The sequence below is a fragment of the Mycobacterium sp. NGS61 genome (assembly GCF_059812325.1).
This window is the reverse complement of sequence record NZ_JCALCL010000003.1, coordinates 63,511-80,802: the sequence shown is the minus strand read 5'-3', so window position 1 is coordinate 80,802 and position 17,292 is coordinate 63,511. Positions and strand designations below refer to the sequence as shown.

The following is a 17,292-nucleotide window of genomic DNA, read 5'->3' as shown; positions in this document are numbered from 1 at the left end:
CGGGGTCGCGTGGGATGCCCACGGCGGGTGCGCTTTTGGGGCGACCACCAATACGGCGGGTCGACCGGCGTAAAGACTGTGCTCATCGGCCCCATTCCGCGCGGTGCATCGGGCAAACGCTTTCGTCGCCAATGTCTTCTGAGCCGACCGACCAACCGCACTCACGCGCCACACATCGACCGTCACCATTGGATCTGCCGACAGTCAGCGTGTTACCGCAGTCCTGCTTAATGCACACAAAAGTATTGTTGCGCTTCACTTCTGGCGCGTATGCGATGACTTCCCGCCAATGTTGCGGGGTGACTGCGAGGCCTTCTACTTTCGGCGTCGAATGTGGCGGGCCATGAACGCCGCGCTCGACATCCACTAACACCCGGTGGATCTCACGCTTCGCGGCCTCGTAGTCGCCGCCGTTGATGTGGGCCCAAACACTCGCCAGACCTAATGGCCACCACGCACGGACAGTCTCGGCTACGTGTATCAGCCGGTACCACTCCAAAGGCTCGGGCGGCCTCCAATTTGCGTCCATTTTCTGCATTCCTCCTTGGTGTTTCAGATAGTTACGGTTCTCCGATCCAAAATCGCCGTTCGACTCCTTCAGGCGGGGACGCGGGGACGCGCGTCCCCGGCTGCGCCGCGGAACCCGCCGCCTCGCGCGTACCCCGCGATTCTTCTTTTTCCGACGACCAGGGGTTTTAGGTTCGCCGTTTTCGTGGCGTCGAACGCCAGGCGGGGACCATCGTCCCCGCGTCCCCGTCTCGCGCGGGTTCATCGACCCTCCCTCAAATGCGCCACCTCGCCCGCGTTTCCGTGGTGCTCAATCGCCCTTAACGCCACATCTCCGACGCTCACCAGAAGGTCTAGCGCGGGACGCACAACGCTGCGATCTTGACTTCGGAACCTCTTGCTCAACCGATTGAATGGTTGGTCGTTCTCCACGCGCAGCTTCTCGCGGATGCCTTCGGCCAGACGTGCGATCTTCCGGTCGCGCAGCACGTCCTCTTTCACGACCTCACGCACGGCATCACTTCGCCCACGCGCTTCGGCAACCTTGGTCTCGTTCGAGCGCATCGCCGCCAGCACAGTCGCCCGCGTCGAATTCGACACCGCGAGCACAGTTCCCGCGAGTTTCCAGTCGTCCTCGTTGATTTCGTCGGTGCGACCGTTGAGCCACATGAGCCCCGCCGCGACCTTCAACCGCGCCAGCATCGCGTGCGAGTCCAGCGGATTGATGCTCATGTCGCCGCGCCGCTTCGCCAAGTGCTCCGCGCGAATCTCCTCCACCACGCTCGGCGGCAGATCCAGAACGTGAAAGGCGCTCCGCTGGGCAGGCTCGTCCAGCCGAAAGCCATCGCGCACGACCGCGAACTTCAAACGCGGCTGCTCACCTTGATCATCTTCGGCGGGTTCATCATGTTCGGCGGGTTCGGCAAATTCGTCGTCTCTGATCCCATCCGCCGACGAGTTCTCAGCGGGTCTGGCCGTCGGCCACGCGGGCAACGAAAAGGGCTCGGGTGCTTCGACCAAGTCATCAGTCGCATCAGGGTCCGTCGTGGGCAGCCAAAGAAACCGTTGCGGCGTGCCGCCGTCCGCGTCACTCAACAGTGATGCTCCTCGGCCCGGTTGCACACCGACGACCATCGTCATCCGGTAGCGGTGTGCCATGATCGCGACCGCCTTCTCAGCGTCGGCATACCCGAAGCCCAACCGCTCCCCCATCCACGCCTTGCGGAGTTCGGGGATCAACGTCGCCCCGTTCCGGCCCGCGAGCGCGTTGAGGGTGTCGACTTCTGCGATGGTGAAGAGGACGGCGTTGCGGACGTTGACCTGTTCCGGCGGTTGGCCTTTACCGGGGCGACGCTTATACGCATACTGCTTCAGCAGGCCCTCGCCGCTCCCCGGCGTCGCCTCCCACACATTCGTCGCCATGTCCAGAAATGCCTCGGCGACGGCCTCGGATGCTCCCTTGCCATAACCCGACGGGGCCACCAGTGCGACAAACAGATTGAAGCTCGCGTGGTCTCCCACCGTCGGCGGCAGGACCACATTCGGCGGCATCGTCGCGATCACCCGCGCCAAGACGGCGCCCAGCGTCGACCACGGCCCCGTCAACCGCGATCGGGCAAATTGCTGCAGCCGTGTGAGTTCCGGCCGCGCCGCCCAGAACGCCGTCAAATCGTCAACGGTCACGCCGGTATCACCCTGGGTGTCTAGCCGTGCCGCCCAACCGTCGCAGTCGAACTTGCGAGGGTCGACTGCGCACGAATCGTCGGGCACGTAGTCCCGGTAGGCGGGTTGGATCTTGTCGAGCGCTCCGGCGATGCTGCGGCCCATCTCCGCGCTCAGCGTCTCCACGTCGCGCTTCCCCGCCGCAGCGGGCCAACCGGCTGCTGTGACCTCATCGAGCGCGGCTTCGACGCCCGCGTGACCCTCGGCGGCCAACTTCAGTAGTCGCCAGTGGGCTTGTGTCAGCACATCGTGACTACTCGAACTGGTTTCGATTCCCGCTACCAACTCATCGGCGGCGGCTCGCATCACCGAGCACATCTCGTCGCCGTAACCGGGACGTGCCTCCAACCACTCCCACAACTCGCCGTCGGTCAGCCCGCTGATCGGGTCATCGCTTTCGCCCATCCCGCCGTGCGTGAGATGGGTGAACCACGCCTCCGGCAATACCGCTATCCGGTCCACACTCGGCATCCCGTCCTCGAACCGTTCCAACGAGTCCGGTCCCGCGTCCGCGAACTTCGACGGGGCACCCCAACCCCACTCGTACATGGCCGGCTGGCCGCCGACGCCCGGCGCATCCGGGTTGGTGCTGGGGTGAACCACCATGTACCGGTGGCGCTTCTGGATCACCTCAATCGAGTCAGCGGCTTTTCCGGCGAACCGATATCCCTGCGGCACCAAGTAGACGGCGATGCTGCTGCCGGTGCCGAATCTGGCCCCGCTCAACACGGTCGCGGGCAATTGGCCTAGCTGCAGTTCCAACTCGCACAACTGCTCCGCGCCGCGCTTCTCGCAGTCACCTTTGGAGTAGTTGTCGACGTCGATGCCGACCAGTTCCCACCCGTCGACATTGTTACCCGCGTAGATCGGCGTCCGATCGTCCCGATTGTTCAAGAACTCGCGCGGCACCTCCGCCAGGCGCAGCGCAATATTGCCGCGCGGTCGCTGACCGACCCATTCGGCAACCTGGTCGTCGGTTGGGTGGGGTCTGCCCCCTCCTGTGAAACCCGCTGGCGGTGAGGCCTTCTGGCCGTTGGGAAGCGGCAGTGTCCCGAGAAGTCCACGTGCACGGTACTTCTCGGCAGCACCTCCAAAAGGGCGCTCGGCGGGTATAGTCACTATCGCTCCTGTTCTTCGTCGTCAGGTGTTGAAGTCGCCGCTAGTCACCCGCCAGATCGGCTAGCGGCATTCAACGTTTATTGGCTTGCGGCGGCAGTTTTCGGCACGCGATACGCACCGGCCTGCTTGCGCGACTTGATCCAGTCCCAGCCATCCTGTCTCGAATACAGGTTGGAATTGCCGAGCCGCGTCGGCTCAATCTCACGACGCAGGACAGCATGCTTGACAGCGCGACGAGTAACGGGAATTCCCTCGTCATAGTGAAGCCATTCCCAGAGCTCTTGCTCGGTCATGGTCGGCTTTTCGAACTCTTCCATGGACGCATCCCAACGACGACAATCAATGGTTTGGTTTGAGCGCCCACGTCCAATCCCCGGTTTAAATAGAAGCGCGGCTTCCGGGGGGCGGGTCGGACCTCACGGCCCTACACGATTAGGGAGCTTACCCGAACTTCCGCCGTCGCGCCGACGCATTTACGACGCACTTCTTACGACAATTTCGTTGCGCCGCAAATAGTTCGGTGGCAACCGAACCAAAACCTTTAGACAACCTATGGACCAAATGCCTTTCTGACCACGCGCCTGCTTGGTGGGTCAGACCGGGCCAAAAGTCCACGCAACAAATTCTCGGCGCACCTACACCCAGGCGGCAGGGTTCACGTGGGGCTCAGGGTTAGGCATGATCACCGATCGACGAGGTAGGTCGGCGCGAGCGTTGATGATGGCGGTCTTGTAGTTGTTGGCGGCGATCTTGCCGGCCAGGGCCTCACACTCCCGGCAGCAACGGAACAGCAGGACCAGCGTGCCCCGCGTAGCCGGCATCGCTCGGGTCGGCCCAGCGCACGCCTTCGCCAACCGCACCGAGCACGCCCGGTCACAGTCGCCGGTGCAGCCGTGGTTCGCGCAGTCGAAGTAGTCGGGCAGGCGGTTACCGTACATGCGCACGAAGTAGCCGACCGGCCTGCCTTCGCGGTTGAGGTTATCGAGCCAGCGGTCCCGGATCACCTCAACGTGGTTCGTTCCGACAGCCCACACACGGACAACACCTTGCTCATGCGAGGCTTGAGGGTCCCAATCGTCGTCATGGGCGTCGGCGTGCAGGTCGCCGCCCTCGCCGAACCGGGCATAGAACTCTGCGACTGCCTCGTCGGCTCGCTGGGCCAGGGCCGGTACCCGCGCCGGATCGAATAGGACCGCTGCAACCTTCGCCGCTTCTGGCCAAGCCCGCTGCGCCAAGTCCTCGGCCCGGTTGATCGCGCGGACCTGCGTGCTGACGCGGGGGTCCATCGGGTGCAGGTTGTCCTCTGGTTGCCAGCGGAACGCATCGCCGATCATGATGTCGCCTCGTCAGATAGCCGCATGATCCAGTCGAACAGGCTTTGCGTTGAGAAGAAGAGCGCTCCAGACATCGTACAGGGAACCTCGCCTTTGGCGACAGCGGTCCGCACGTAGTTCAACCGCACCGGCACCCCGAGCACGTCGTTGAGCCACCGGTGCGCAGCGGCGCGGCCCCGGATCGTCGGCACATCCGACAAGACCACGCCGGGCGGTGGTTCATGGGTTAGTGGTATCAATCTAGCCATTGCAGCATCTCTCTAATCAGTTTACTGGCAGCATATTTCGCCGTACGACCGATTTTAGTCTTTAGTCGACTCGATCCGCCAAGCTTTAGATTCTGCTTAACCACGAGCCGCCGCGATTATGCCAGCGCATCCCTAATTGTTTCTCCAACAAAGGCTTTCCTCCGTACCCTCGCCGGTAAGTGCGAGCACAGGAGGCAAGGCAATATGGGCACGAAGCAGCTTTTCCGCATATGGGGCGGCGCTGGCGGTAAAGGCGGAATCAGCACGAGCGGCGACGTGCTCGTCAACAAGACAGCCGACGGCGTAGACCTGAATGAAATCTGGGCGGAGATTCAAGATGTGTTGCGGCTCTGGAACACCGAGCGCAAGCAGATCACCGACCTATTGACGTTCCGCACGGTCCATGTTGCGGACGTCGTTCCGCAGAGTTGGACCACAGACAAATTCGAGCTCGCGACTGAAATAGGCTTGCCACGTGCCATTAGGCCGCCCGCCGATTATTTGAGACTCGGATACCCATTCCACGACCACGATTTGCGAACCTCGTTCACTTGGAAATTCTTGAGAAATGCCACGGCCGAGCAGGTTACTGCCCATGTGACCCGCGCCCTCGAAGCAGACGTGTCGCTGTGCACCAACAGCGTCATGAATCGAATTTTCAACCCCCAGACACGCGTAAACGACTGGGGAAACACCGTGTACGGCTTGTGGAACGCTGACTCGATGATCCCACCGCCGTTTATGGGGAAAACCTTCGCAGGCGATCACACCCATTTTTTGGCCTCAGCCTCAACAACTCTCGACAGCACACACATCGAAGCGTTGATTAATCACGTGACTGAGCACGGCTACGGGCGGCGTTACGGCACAACGATGTTGATCTTGCTCAACGATGTGGACTTTGAGCTCTCGCGGATCTCCGCGTGGCGCGCCGGGGAGCAATACCGCACCAGCGGGCCGGAACCGAAGTGGGACTTCATTCCGAGCACGCTGATGCCGGCATGGATCAGTGACGAAACTGTGCACGGCAGCGTCCCCGAACCCAAATTCAACAACTTGGACGTGTGGGGCAGCTACGGCAATGCCCTGGTCATCAAAAGCCTGTACGTTCCAGCGGGTTACGTGGCGGTCATTGCGACCGGCGGACCCAACAGCACCCTCAACCCAGTCGGATTTCGGGAACATGTCGACCCGGATTATCAAGGGTTACTTCATATTCCGGGTCGCGGCCCGTATCCGCTGCAAGATTCCTTTTACATCCGGTCATTCGGCGTCGGCGTTCGCCACCGGGCCGCAGCGGTCGTCGCGCAGATCACCGCCAGCAGTTCCTACACCCCGCCGACCTTCGATTTGCCGTAGGGACTGCGCCGTGAGCCAATACATTCGCAACCCTGAGCCCTACCGGGACCCACCGCCCTACCCACCGCTGAATCAACGCCGGTCACAAGACCCACTGCTGCTCGCCCGTGACCAAGGCGGCGACCTCAGTAGTGAGTTCGGGTTCGGGCCGGGACCGGTCGCCCCGCATCTCAACGGCCGGCCACCGTCAGAGGGTGGGATCTACCGGCCTAGGGCTCCACGCGTCGACCCACCGCCCAGCGGCGTCGGCGCTCCCCGACCACACCCGCGCTCGCGCACCGAGGCACGCGGCTACCCCGGCGACCGGGTAGCGCGGTAAGCGGGAGCCCGAATGACCACCCGCATGTGCCTACGGCCAAACGAGGCCGTACGGCGGCACACCCCCTAGTCGGCCCGGTCGCGGGCGGGACGTCCTTCCGGCCCGCGACCGGCTGCCCCACCCGAGAGGACCACGACGATGGCCACGAAGAAGCAATCCGCCGCCCGCGCGAAGTTCGCCAAGCAGGCCCGCGCCAAGGGTGCAACGAAGGTCGGCCGCCGGGCGAAGAGCAAGGCTGCGCCCAAGAAGAAGCGCGGCCGGTAGTTGTGCACGGCGTGCACAAGAACCCCGTCAGTAGAAGTACACGGTCTGCTTCTCTTGGCGTGGTGTGTTCCCTTCGATCCATCGCATTGTGATGTTGGCTTGCCTGGGCGATTGCCAGAACAAAATCAACGGCCACTGCGCTTCCGACAGCGGAAGCAGGTTCACGGGCTCGCCGTCATAGTCGAGGAGATATGGATCGCTGCCATCGCCCCGGGCACCCTCGACCTCCAACACGAGCTGATCTGCGCCTACGGCTGCACTCTTGTTCTCGGCCACCAGCTGTTTGTTTCCCTTGTCGTATGTCAGCCGAGGCATGGCGTGCTCCTCCGGGGCTGAGATGGGCAGCGGTGTTACCCCGAGGTCCATCTGAGTGAGGTCGTGCTCAATGGCTTCGCGGACCTGGTGGCCGAGGTCGATTGGGTCGGCGTACACGCCCAACAACCCTTTCGATTCCATCTCCTTGCGAAACTTGTTAAGCCGCGCAAGCTCTTTGGGGTCGGTGTTTCGGCTTATCGGCTCGTCCGAAAAGTAGACATGCACGGGCTTGCCAGCCTCGGTGGTCCGCTCGATCTCATGCGCGGTGCCGCTCACCGCATCCTCGGTCGCCTGGCCCAGGCGGCTATCGAACACGGCGATGACGATGTCGGCGCTGTCCACCAGTTGGGAGTCGATGACGCTCTGTGCGCCCGTGGCGTTGACCAGCGGCACAGCGTCCGATTTCCAATGACGCGGAAGCAGGATCACGCCTACCGTTTCGGCGCGCCGCCCGTTCCAGCTGTGGATGCTCTTCGTGATCGCATCGACCTCTTCGCCGGTATCTCCCGGCGTGGCGATCAACACCTTCAGTACAGTTGCAGGGAACAATCTGATCAGTTTCCTTCTGATGTTCGGTTGAGCGTGGGTAGTGCGTGCAGGCGCTACCGGACTCGATCACATGTTCGATCGGGTCGATCCCAGTATGACTCCGCCCACCGACAACTCCCTGCTGCGACACGCCGGTCGCGTCCCAGATTCTGGCGCAAAATCTGCTTTGATAGATGACCCCGTGTGACGCGAGTGGCTCACGAGGCCAGTGTGGCTACTGACGCACGAAGTGCCTCGCCCGGGGCGTGCTTTTCACCTCCGCGCCGGGGTGACGCCGGGGTGAAGTACCCGCGTGTGTTCGCTGGTATGCGTCTAGCAGGTCTTTTGCGGTGGGGCGGGTGGGGCTCGAACCCACGACCAACGGATTATGAGTCCGCGGCTCTAACCGACTGAGCTACCGCCCCTGCGAAGCACGACCACCCTAGCGCGGCAACAGCCCCCACCAAGCAACAGCCAGTCACTCCAGAGGCCGCAGCCGGAACACCCGAATCTCCCGCGGCGCCGCCTTCTCCCGGTACGCCTCGTACCCGGCGTAGAAGTCCACCGCGGTCTCCCACGCGGCTTCCCGCTCGGCACCCGTCAGCAACTCAGCGCGATACCGCCGCGGCGGCCCCTTGTACTCGACCGTGCACTCGGGATTCGCCTTCAGATTGGCACTCCACCCCGGATGCTTCGGTCCGCCATAGTTCGAGCCGATCGCCAGCAGGCCGTCCGCATCCTCGACCAGCACCAGCGGCGTCGCCCGCCGCTGCCCGGTCTTGGCGCCAACAGAAACCACTAGCCCCGCCCGGTCCAACCCCGCCGAGCTCAGCCGGCCGTTGGTCCGGGGAATCAGCACCTTGTCGATATGCGGCGCCAGATGCACCGCGAGCTGATAACCCACAGCACTCATCGCCAGGCGCTCGCCGAGCGCCTCATGGAAGCGCAACCGCCGCCCGCGAACCCGACTCTCTCGCCGAAAAGACACGGCTAGACCGTACCCAGGAACGCCGCCATCAACCTTGCTCCTTCTTCGCACGCTCGCGCCGCGCTTCCCACGTGTGCTGCGGATATTCGTCCTGCACATGGGTATCGCGGTGCTCGCCAGGACACATCCACTGCCGGTCCATCCGGTCGCCGTTACCGGATACATCGATGACCTGATACTCGGCGTCGGCACGGCACCGCAGGCAATAGCTGTGCCCGGTTTCCAGGATCTCCCCGATCACCCCACGCTCCCATCAGTAGACATAGACAACCGCCCCATTTCCACCGTTGCACACCACCAGCGACCCGTTCGCCGCACACGTCATCGTGTAGCGCTGGCCGGTCACCGGGCTGACCGCCTCGACCTGCCTGGGAGCCGAACCGGCAGGACCACCCGCGCCATACGCCGCCCGCACCGCCTCGGCGAACGGACACGTGGTGTCACCGGACCCGACCGCGGAGTGCGCGAACCCGCCGGCCGGCCCGGACGTCGACGGGCACGCCGTCGCCCCGGGCGGCAACGCAACCGGCGAAGGCGAAGCCCCCTCATCCAGCGTCCACCGCCCACATCCCTGCGTCCGGAACCCCGCGTCCGTCGGCGCGATCTTCACCGTTTGCGGCAGAATTCCCGCACCGTTGACGATGATGTCGGCGGTCTGTCCCCCGAACCCGCGCAGCCGCTCCCAATAGCAGGACTCGCCACCCGGCGACCGATACGTCCCGGCCTGCAGATCGACGCCCATCCGGAAGGTGCCGTCCCCCGGCAGACTGCGACCGGCGGGCGTCGTCGTCGTGGTCGTCGAAGACGTCGACGTGCCCGACGACGACGGCGGGATCGACACCGTCGTGCCCGGATAGATCGGCTCGAGATGAGACGTCGCGGTGTCGTGCGGCGCAACTGGAGGCCGGGCCGACGTGCCCCCGCCGGAACAGCCGCTCACCACGCATACCAGCGCCAGCGCGAAAACCGTCCGCCTCACCACGATCTCAGCTGAACACCGTTTGGCCATCAACATCGATCAGGTACCGCTCGGTGCCGGACTCCACCCGCGCCGCGTCCGCGCCCAACGACACCGCAATCTTGTTGCTCGAGTTGCGCATGATGTCGAAGGTCAACTCCACAGCCTCGGCCTCGCTAAACCAAGAGCGCACCTCGGCGGCATCGTCGACGGCGAGGTGCGCAGGGGTCCAAATTAACGCATCCGTATAGCGCAGCGCTGCTTTTGTGCGTGCGTCCAGCACCGCGGACTTCTCGAACCGCGCAAGCTCGTCGTACAGCGTCTCCGAACCGCCGGCATCCAGGGCGTTGCCCTCGCGCAACGACTTGCACAGCCGGCAGTTGTGCGCACCAGCCACCCGCAACCGCACCAGCTCCGAAGTCACCGGATCCAGCGCCCGCAGCCGCGCCACCGCCGGCGCGAACTCGCCCAGCAACACCGCGGACGGGTCGCTGTCGTGGTCCCACACCACCGGCTGACCGACCCAGCCCAGATACTCCGACCCGACGTCCAACGCTTCCAACCCGGCCCGCACCCGCGGCACGAAGTCGGCAATGAAGATCGAGACAACGGTTCGAAAAGCCCTGTCCCCCAGGTTCTTCAGCAACTGCGAGCGTTGTTCAACGGTGATCACCGAGACGTCGACGCTGAATTGCTCGGCGAACGCCGCGACCACCGCGTCCGCCTCGGAGACTCCGTCATCATCCGGGCCCGACGGCAGCGGCGGCAAACCCAACGCCTGCGCGCACACCCGTCGCACCATCCCGGCCAGGCGCCCGTCCCCGGCCGACAGCGCGACGAACCGCGCCAAAAAGTCAGCATCCAGGCCGGTCATAGCCCAACGCTACTGCGCCCGACTCACCGACGACATATGAAAGTCCGGGATCCGCAACGACGGCATCGCCGCCCGCGTCGCCCAGTCACCCCATTCCCGCGGCAACGTCTTCTCGCTGACCCCGGCCTCGGTCGCGCGCCGCAACAGGTCCAGCGGGCTCTCGTTGAACCGGAAATTGTTGACCGCGCCGGTCACCTCGCCGTCCTCGATCAGATACACCCCGTCCCGGGTCAGGCCCGTCAACAGCAACAACGTCGGGTCGACCTCGCGGATATACCACAGCGTGGTCAGCAGCAACCCGCGCTCGGTGGACGCGATCATGTCGGCCAACTCGTTGGTGCCACCGGTCATGACCAGGTTGTCGGCGGCCACCGCCACCGGGGCGTCGTAGCGGGCGGCGGTCGCCCGCGGATAGGCCAGCGCGTTGATCACGCCGTCGCGAATCCAGTCGACCTGCCCGATCTCCATGCCGTTGTCGAACACCGACGCTGTCTCCGAGGAACTGCTCACCGCCACGAACGGCGTGCACACCAGGCCCGGGGCCATCGGATCGGAGAACAACGTCAGCGGCAGCGAGGTGAGCCGCTCCCCCACCCGCGTCCCACCGCCGGGCGCCGACAACGCGGTGCGCCCTTCCTGCGCGCCACGCCCGGCCATCGTCCAGGCCAGATAGATCATCATGTCGGCCACCGTCGACGGCGGCATCAACGTCTCGTACCGGCCGGCGGGCAGCTCCACGGTTCGCGACGACCAATCCAGCCGCGTCGACAGATCGGACAGTAGCGAATCAATAGGCACGTCAACGAAATCCGGGGTTCCGACGCCCGCCCAGGCGCTGGCATCGCCCCGCTTGGCGTTGAGTTCGATCGCCCCGGTCGGCAGCGTGTAGCGCCGCCGCAGTCCCGTCGAGGACGCCAGGAACGTCGTCGAAAGACTGTGGTGCGCATAGCCGTACAGCTTGTCGCGGCCCCGGAACACCTTGCTCAACGGGCCGGCGATCCCGGTGAACACCCCCACCCCGGTGCCGGGCACCGGCGCATCCCAATCCGCGGGTTCCCCGGTGTCGGCGAGCAGCGGCGCGGCGTCCCCGGCCTCCGGCGCCGAACGCGCGGCGTCCTGCGAGGACACCACCAGCCCGGGCAGCACCGACGGGTCCGCCTCCCCGGAGACCACGGAGCCGACGTAGGCGCTGTCTCCTTTGCGCACAATCGAAATCACCGTCACGCTGCGCTGAACGGCGACGCCGTTGGTGGTCATCGTGTTATTCGCCCAGCGCAGGTTTGCCTCGACCTTGTCGGTCACCAACACCATGGTCTCGTCGGCCCGGCCGTTCTTGGCGGCCTCGTCCAGGACGATGTTCACGACGTGCTGAGGTGTGATCATCGGCCGCCCTCGGTCCGGGTGTTGAGCACATTGATGCCGCGGAACAGCGCCGACGGACATCCGTGGCTGACCGCGGCGATCTGACCGGGCTGAGCCTTGCCGCAGTTGAGCGCGCCACCGAGCCGCCAGGTCGAGCGGCCACCGACTGCTTCCATCGAGTTCCAGAAGTCAGTGGTGGTCGCCTGGTACGCGACGTCGCGCAGCTGCCCGTACAGGGCACCGTCGCGAATCCGGTAGAAACGCTGCCCGGTGAACTGAAAGTTGTAGCGCTGCATGTCGATTGACCAGGATTTGTCGCCGACGATGTAGATCCCGTCGTCGATGCGGGAGATCAGGTCTGCGGTGGACAGATCCTCCGGGCCAGGCTGCAACGACACGTTGGCCATCCGCTGGATCGGCACGTGGTGTGCGGAGTCGGCGTACGAGCAGCCGTTGGAGCGCTGCTCGCCCAGCCGCGGAGCGAACACCCGGTCCAGCTGGTAGCCCACGAACACCCCGTCGCGCACCAGATCCCAGCTCTGCGCGGCCACGCCTTCGTCGTCGAAACCGACAGTGGCCAAGCCGTGTTCGACGGTACGGTCGGCGGTCACATTCATCACTGACGAGCCGTACTGCATGCTGCCGAGTTTGTCGGGGGTGGCGAACGAGGTACCGGCGTAGGCGGCCTCGTAGCCGATAGCCCGGTCGTATTCGGTTGCGTGCCCGATGGATTCGTGGATGGTGAGCCACAGGTTGGTCGGATCGATCACGAGATCGGTGGGCCCGGGCATCACCGACGGCGCGTGCACCTTCTCATAAAGCAGGTCGGGCAGCTCGGCGAGCTCGGCGCTCCAATTGAACACCTCGTCGGTGGCGACGGCCTCCCAGCCGCGCGCCGTCGGCGGTGCCAAGGTACGCATCGAGTCGAACCCGCCCGCCTTCGCGTCGATGCTGACCGCCTCCAGCGACGGCTGCAGCCGCACCCGCTGCTGGGTGATCGAGGAGCCGAACGTGTCGGCGTAGAAGGTCTGCTCCTTGACCGCGGTCAGGCTGGCCGACACGTGGTCGACACCGTCGGCGTCCAGCAACCGTCCCGAGTAGTCCTGCAACACCCCGATCTTCTCCGACGAGGGCACGCCGAACGGGTCGATCTGATAGTCCGACGTCCAGCTGACGTCGGCGTACACCGGCTCCGCCGCCAACCGGACCTGCTCGGTGTTCAGCGCAGCCAGTACCGTCGCCACCTGCACCGCGTGCCGTGCGGTGCGGGCCGCCGCGTCGGGCACCAGCTCGGAATGCGAGGCGAACCCCCAGGTGCCGGCCACGATCACCCGCACCGCCAGCCCGACCTCGCGGCTGAGCACCGCCGTCTCCAACTCGCCGTCGCGCAGCTGGATGCTTTCGGTGCTGATGCGGTGTATCCGCAGGTCTGCATAACTGGCCCCGGCCGCTCGGGCCGCCGACAACGCGGCGTCCGCCAACTGGTGGCGCGGCAGGTCCAGGAAGTCGGCATCGATCCCCCGGTTCGGTGTCACGGGTCCACCGTATCGACCGGCTTTAATACATTCATGTCAGACTCGCCGCGCCGTTCCACCGCGCTGGCGTACGCCCTGTTGGCGCCCAGCCTGTTCGGCGTGATCGCCTTCCTGCTGCTGCCGATCCTGGTGGTGGTGTGGCTCAGTCTGTACCGGTGGGACCTGCTGGGGCCACTGCATTATGTGGGCTTCGCCAACTGGCGTTCGGTGCTGCACGACGGCGACTTCGCCGACTCGCTGGTGGTCACCGCCATCTTCGTGGCGATCGTGGTGCCGGCACAGACGGTGTTGGGGCTGATCGCCGCGATGATGCTGGCCCGGGAATTGCCCGGCACCGGGCTGTTCCGCACCCTGTATGTGCTGCCGTGGATCTGCGCGCCGTTGGCGATCGCGGTGATGTGGCGCTGGATCCTGGCACCGACCGACGGCGCGGTCAGCACCCTGCTGGGCCGGCGCATCGAATGGCTGACCAACCCCGACCTGGCGCTGCCGGTGGTGTCGGCGGTGGTTATCTGGACCAACGTCGGCTACGTCTCGTTGTCGTTCCTGGCCGGCCTGCTGGCGATCCCGGAGGACATTCACCGTGCGGCGCGCACCGACGGCGCCAACGCCTGGCAGCGGTTCTGGCGCATCACGCTGCCGATGCTGCGACCCACCACGTTCTTCGTGCTGGTGACCGGGATCGTCAGCACCGCACAGGTTTTCGACACCGTCTATGCGCTGACCGGCGGTGGGCCGGAAGGCAGCACCGACCTGGTCGCGCATCAGATCTACGCTGAGGCGTTCGGTGCGGCCGCGATCGGGCGGGCCGCGGTGATGGCGGTCGTGCTGTTCGTCATCCTGGTCGGCGTCACGTTTGTCCAGCACATGTATTTCCGCAAGCGGATCACCTATGAACTCACGTAACGCGCTGATCTACGTCGGCCTGATTTTCGGCGCGGTGATCACTTTGGCGCCGTTCGCCCTGGGCTTGCTGACGTCGTTCACCTCGGCACACCAGTTCGCGACCGGATCGCCGCTGCAGTGGCCGGAGCCGTTCACGGTGTCCAACTACACCGACCTGGTGGGCAGCGGGTTCGGCCGGGCGGCGGCAGTGACCGCGTTGATGACGGCGCTGATCCTGTTGGGACAGTTGAGTTTCTCGGTGCTGGCCGGCTACGCGTTCGCACGGTTGCACTTCCCCGGCCGCGACGGGTTGTTCTGGGTGTACGTCGCGACGCTGATGGTGCCGGGCACCGTGACGGTGGTGCCGCTGTATTTGATGATGGCCCAGCTCGGGTTGCGGAACACGTTCTGGGCGTTGGTGATTCCGTTCATGTTCGGCTCGCCGTATGCCATCTTCCTGCTGCGCGAGCACTTTCGGCTGATCCCCGACGATCTGATCAACGCCGCGTCGTTGGACGGTGCCAACACTCTGGACGTGCTGGTGCACGTGATCCTGCCGTCTTCCAAGCCGGTGCTGGCCGCGTTGACGATGATCACCGTGGTCTCCCAGTGGAACAACTTCATGTGGCCGTTGGTGATCACCAGCGGGCGCAAGTGGCGGGTGCTGACGGTGGCCACCGCGGATCTGCAGTCCCGGTACAACTCGCAGTGGACGCTGGTGATGGCGGCGACGACGGTGGCGATCGTGCCGCTGATCGCGCTGTTCGTGGTATTCCAGCGTCACATTGTCTCGTCGATCCTGGTGTCGGGTCTGAAGTGAAGCGGCTGCGGTTCTCCACTCTGTTCGCCGGTTCGTTGCTGTTGGTGGTGGCGCTGCTGTTGACGACGGCGGTGATGATGGGGCGCTCGAGCGACGACGGCAAGATCGTGGTCACCGTGCGATTGTGGGCCGAGCCGATCGCGCGGGCGTATCGGGATTCGTTCGCCGCGTTCAGCCGGGCCCACCCCGACATCGAGGTGCGCCTGGACATGGTGGCGTTCTCCAACTACTTCGACACCCTGCGCACGGACGTGGCCGGCGGTAGTGCCGACGACATCTTCTGGATCTCCAACGCCTACCTCGACGCCTACGCCGACAGCGGTCGGCTGATCCGGATCGGCGAGCCTGCTGCGGACTGGGAACGCTCGGTGGTCACCCAGTTCACCCACAGCGGGTCGTTGTGGGCGGTGCCGCAGCTGACCGACGCGGGAATCGCGGTGTTCTACAACGCCGACCTGCTGGCCGCCGCCGGTGTCGATCCCGCGGAACTTTCCGACATGCGCTGGAGTCCCGGTAGTGACGACACGCTGCGGCCGCTACTGGCCCGGCTCACCATCGACGCCGACGGGCATCGCGCCGACGCACCGGATTTCGAGTTCCGCCGGGTCCGCCAGTGGGGGTACAACGCCGCCAACGACCCGCAGGGCATTTACCTCAACTACATCGGATCCAACGGCGGGGTGTTCCAGCGCGGCAACGAGTTCGCGTTCGACAATCCCGAAGCCTCGGCAGCATTCGGTTACCTCGTCGGCCTGATCAACCACGACCACGTCGCGCCACCGGCGTCGGACACCAACGACAACGGCGACTTCTCGCTCAACCAGTTCCTGGCCGGCAAGATGGCGCTGTTCCAGTCCGGCACCTACAGCCTGGCCGCGGTGTCCCGCGACGCCACCTTCCGGTGGGGTATCGCGCTGCTGCCGACCGGTCCGCGCGGCCGGGTGAGTGTCACCAATGGCATTGCCGCAGCCGGTAATTCGGCGTCCAAGCATCCCGATGCCGTACGTCAGGTGCTGGCCTGGATGGGTAGCGCCGAGGGGAATGCGTACCTGGGACGCGAGGGTGCGGCCATCCCGGCGGTGCTGTCGGCCCAGCCGGGCTACTTCGCCTACTGGAAAGCCAGGGGCGTGGACGTGGCGCCGTTCTTCACGGTGCTCGACGGGCCGCGCATCCCGGCCCCCGGCGGGGCCGGGTTCGCTGCCGGCAACGAGGCGCTCCAGCCGTACTTCGACGACATGTACTTGGGCCGCGGCGATATCGCGACGACGTTGCAGCAGGCGCAGGTGGCGGCTAATGCCGCAGCCCGGCGTTAACTCCGCCGCACCTGACTGTGCGTCGACGCCGGGCACAAAGAGGCCAAGAACGGCGGGCGGGACCACATGCGCCTCATCCGTCACGAGCCCGGAATGGTTACTTGAAAGCCCGCCTCCGAGCGACTTTCTCACCGTGCGCGACTTTTGACCGAGCCGGCAGGGCAGCGTTGTAGAGGGTGCTAGCCGAGACGGATGCTGCAGAACATCGCTGCGGCAAGGAAAGTCGCGCGTAGGTGAGAAAGTCGCTACGAGCCGGGCACGGAAACATCGGCCGCCGGACGGGGGACCGTCGTCAACGGACACCGCACCCGGGCAGCGCCCCCGGCTCGTCACACTGGCGTGACGCTCGACGCCCGCAGCCACGCTGGCGTGACGCTCGACGCAGCCGCCCCCGGCTCGTCACGCTGGCGTGACGCTCGACGCCCGCAGCCACGCTGGCGTGACGCTCGACGCAGCAGCCCCCGGCTCGCCACGCTGACGTGACGCTCGACGCCCGCAGCCACGCTGACGTGACGCTCGACGCAACGCCGCCCCCGGCTCGTCTCACTGGCGTGACGCTCGACGCCCGCAGCCACACTGACGTGACGCTCGACGCAACGCCGCCCCCGGCTCGTCACGCTGGCGTGACGCTCGACGCCCGCAGCCACGCTGGCGTGACGCTCGACGCAACGCCGCCCCCGGCTCGCCACGCTGGCGTGACGCTCGGCGCCCGCAGCCACGCTGACGTGACGCTCGACGCAGCCAGCCCCCGGCTCGCCACGCTGACGTGACGCTCGACGCCCGCAGCCACGCTGGCGTGACGCTCGACGCAGCCAGCCCCCGGCTCGTCACGCTGGCGTGAC

The 17,292-nt window shown here is 65.4% G+C and carries 18 protein-coding genes and 1 tRNA gene; 6 read left to right on the top strand and 13 right to left on the bottom strand.

Going from position 1 to position 17,292, the window contains the following annotated elements; genetic code table 11:
• Window positions 1-82: 82 nt before the first annotated feature.
• From AC5Y3Z_RS07990 to AC5Y3Z_RS07970, 5 genes are all read right to left on the bottom strand, one after another.
• Window positions 83-538, bottom strand: a complete 456-nt coding sequence (locus tag AC5Y3Z_RS07990; protein WP_463824706.1) for a hypothetical protein — start codon at window positions 536-538, stop codon at window positions 83-85.
• Between the two features lie 230 nt (window positions 539-768).
• Window positions 769-3,348: a bifunctional DNA primase/polymerase gene (locus AC5Y3Z_RS07985; protein ID WP_463824707.1), complete on the bottom strand. Its 2,580-nt coding sequence runs from the start codon at window positions 3,346-3,348 to the stop codon at window positions 769-771.
• Between the two features lie 77 nt (window positions 3,349-3,425).
• Window positions 3,426-3,665, bottom strand: a complete 240-nt coding sequence (locus tag AC5Y3Z_RS07980) for a hypothetical protein (protein WP_463824708.1) — start codon at window positions 3,663-3,665, stop codon at window positions 3,426-3,428.
• Between the two features lie 318 nt (window positions 3,666-3,983).
• On the bottom strand, window positions 3,984-4,682 hold the full coding sequence (locus tag AC5Y3Z_RS07975) for a hypothetical protein (protein WP_463824709.1): 699 nt from the start codon (window positions 4,680-4,682) through the stop codon (window positions 3,984-3,986).
• Window positions 4,679-4,930, bottom strand: coding sequence for a hypothetical protein (locus AC5Y3Z_RS07970; protein WP_463824710.1), 252 nt, complete (start codon window positions 4,928-4,930; stop codon window positions 4,679-4,681). The genes AC5Y3Z_RS07975 and AC5Y3Z_RS07970 overlap by 4 nt, the downstream gene beginning before the upstream one ends.
• A gap of 204 nt (window positions 4,931-5,134) precedes the next feature.
• Between AC5Y3Z_RS07970 and AC5Y3Z_RS07965 the strand changes: the two genes are divergently transcribed.
• Window positions 5,135-6,289, top strand: a complete 1,155-nt coding sequence (locus AC5Y3Z_RS07965; RefSeq protein WP_463824711.1) for a hypothetical protein — start codon at window positions 5,135-5,137, stop codon at window positions 6,287-6,289.
• 457 nt (window positions 6,290-6,746) lie between these two features.
• A complete protein-coding gene (locus AC5Y3Z_RS07960) occupies window positions 6,747-6,872 on the top strand; it encodes a hypothetical protein (RefSeq protein ID WP_463824712.1) in 126 nt (41 codons plus the stop codon).
• Window positions 6,873-6,899: 27 nt separating this feature from the next.
• On the opposite strand, the gene AC5Y3Z_RS07955 is transcribed toward AC5Y3Z_RS07960, so the two are convergent.
• From AC5Y3Z_RS07955 to AC5Y3Z_RS07920, 8 genes are all read right to left on the bottom strand, one after another.
• Window positions 6,900-7,712: a DUF4062 domain-containing protein gene (locus AC5Y3Z_RS07955; protein WP_463824713.1), complete on the bottom strand. Its 813-nt coding sequence runs from the start codon at window positions 7,710-7,712 to the stop codon at window positions 6,900-6,902.
• A 354-nt stretch (window positions 7,713-8,066) separates the two neighbouring features.
• Window positions 8,067-8,140 (bottom strand) — tRNA-Ile (locus tag AC5Y3Z_RS07950).
• A gap of 53 nt (window positions 8,141-8,193) precedes the next feature.
• Window positions 8,194-8,703: a nitroreductase family deazaflavin-dependent oxidoreductase gene (locus AC5Y3Z_RS07945; RefSeq protein ID WP_463824714.1), complete on the bottom strand. Its 510-nt coding sequence runs from the start codon at window positions 8,701-8,703 to the stop codon at window positions 8,194-8,196.
• A 28-nt stretch (window positions 8,704-8,731) separates the two neighbouring features.
• Window positions 8,732-8,944 carry a hypothetical protein gene (locus tag AC5Y3Z_RS07940; protein WP_463824715.1) on the bottom strand — a complete coding sequence of 71 codons (213 nt, stop codon included), beginning with the start codon at window positions 8,942-8,944 and terminating at the stop codon, window positions 8,732-8,734.
• Window positions 8,945-8,956: 12 nt separating this feature from the next.
• Window positions 8,957-9,682, bottom strand: a complete 726-nt coding sequence (locus tag AC5Y3Z_RS07935) for an Rv1352/Rv1906c domain-containing protein (RefSeq protein WP_463824716.1) — start codon at window positions 9,680-9,682, stop codon at window positions 8,957-8,959.
• Window positions 9,683-9,689: 7 nt separating this feature from the next.
• Window positions 9,690-10,535 carry a carboxymuconolactone decarboxylase family protein gene (locus AC5Y3Z_RS07930; protein WP_463824717.1) on the bottom strand — a complete coding sequence of 282 codons (846 nt, stop codon included), beginning with the start codon at window positions 10,533-10,535 and terminating at the stop codon, window positions 9,690-9,692.
• A 9-nt stretch (window positions 10,536-10,544) separates the two neighbouring features.
• Window positions 10,545-11,918, bottom strand: coding sequence for a metallopeptidase TldD-related protein (locus AC5Y3Z_RS07925; protein WP_463824718.1), 1,374 nt, complete (start codon window positions 11,916-11,918; stop codon window positions 10,545-10,547).
• Entirely contained in the window at window positions 11,915-13,432 is a 1,518-nt protein-coding gene (locus AC5Y3Z_RS07920) for a TldD/PmbA family protein (protein WP_463824719.1), read from the bottom strand. The genes AC5Y3Z_RS07925 and AC5Y3Z_RS07920 overlap by 4 nt, the downstream gene beginning before the upstream one ends.
• A 33-nt stretch (window positions 13,433-13,465) precedes the next feature.
• Between AC5Y3Z_RS07920 and AC5Y3Z_RS07915 the strand changes: the two genes are divergently transcribed.
• The 4 genes from AC5Y3Z_RS07915 (at window position 13,466) to AC5Y3Z_RS07900 (ending at window position 17,220) form a co-directional block, all read left to right on the top strand.
• Window positions 13,466-14,338: a carbohydrate ABC transporter permease gene (locus tag AC5Y3Z_RS07915; RefSeq protein ID WP_463824720.1), complete on the top strand. Its 873-nt coding sequence runs from the start codon at window positions 13,466-13,468 to the stop codon at window positions 14,336-14,338.
• The gene (locus AC5Y3Z_RS07910) at window positions 14,325-15,137 is read left to right on the top strand and encodes a carbohydrate ABC transporter permease (protein ID WP_463824721.1); all 813 of its coding nucleotides are present in this window, start codon (window positions 14,325-14,327) and stop codon (window positions 15,135-15,137) included. Before AC5Y3Z_RS07915 ends, AC5Y3Z_RS07910 begins: the two co-directional genes overlap by 14 nt.
• The gene (locus AC5Y3Z_RS07905) at window positions 15,134-16,450 is read left to right on the top strand and encodes an extracellular solute-binding protein (protein ID WP_463824722.1); all 1,317 of its coding nucleotides are present in this window, start codon (window positions 15,134-15,136) and stop codon (window positions 16,448-16,450) included. Before AC5Y3Z_RS07910 ends, AC5Y3Z_RS07905 begins: the two co-directional genes overlap by 4 nt.
• A 479-nt stretch (window positions 16,451-16,929) precedes the next feature.
• Window positions 16,930-17,220: a hypothetical protein gene (locus AC5Y3Z_RS07900; RefSeq protein ID WP_463824723.1), complete on the top strand. Its 291-nt coding sequence runs from the start codon at window positions 16,930-16,932 to the stop codon at window positions 17,218-17,220.
• The last annotated feature ends 72 nt before the right edge of the window (window positions 17,221-17,292 follow it).

Bases quoted from the DNA above. Each gene is read 5' to 3' on its own strand.
- AC5Y3Z_RS07975 (WP_463824709.1), bottom strand. From the start codon at position 4,682: ATGATCGGCGATGCGTTCCGCTGGCAACCAGAGGACAACCTGCACCCG.
- AC5Y3Z_RS07965 (WP_463824711.1), top strand. From the start codon at position 5,135: ATGGGCACGAAGCAGCTTTTCCGCATATGGGGCGGCGCTGGCGGTAAA.
- AC5Y3Z_RS07980 (WP_463824708.1), bottom strand. From the start codon at position 3,665: ATGGAAGAGTTCGAAAAGCCGACCATGACCGAGCAAGAGCTCTGGGAA.
- AC5Y3Z_RS07960 (WP_463824712.1), top strand. From the start codon at position 6,747: ATGGCCACGAAGAAGCAATCCGCCGCCCGCGCGAAGTTCGCCAAGCAG.
- AC5Y3Z_RS07970 (WP_463824710.1), bottom strand. From the start codon at position 4,930: ATGGCTAGATTGATACCACTAACCCATGAACCACCGCCCGGCGTGGTC.
- AC5Y3Z_RS07925 (WP_463824718.1), bottom strand. From the start codon at position 11,918: ATGATCACACCTCAGCACGTCGTGAACATCGTCCTGGACGAGGCCGCC.
- AC5Y3Z_RS07910 (WP_463824721.1), top strand. From the start codon at position 14,325: ATGAACTCACGTAACGCGCTGATCTACGTCGGCCTGATTTTCGGCGCG.
- AC5Y3Z_RS07930 (WP_463824717.1), bottom strand. From the start codon at position 10,535: ATGACCGGCCTGGATGCTGACTTTTTGGCGCGGTTCGTCGCGCTGTCG.
- AC5Y3Z_RS07990 (WP_463824706.1), bottom strand. From the start codon at position 538: ATGCAGAAAATGGACGCAAATTGGAGGCCGCCCGAGCCTTTGGAGTGG.
- AC5Y3Z_RS07915 (WP_463824720.1), top strand. From the start codon at position 13,466: ATGTCAGACTCGCCGCGCCGTTCCACCGCGCTGGCGTACGCCCTGTTG.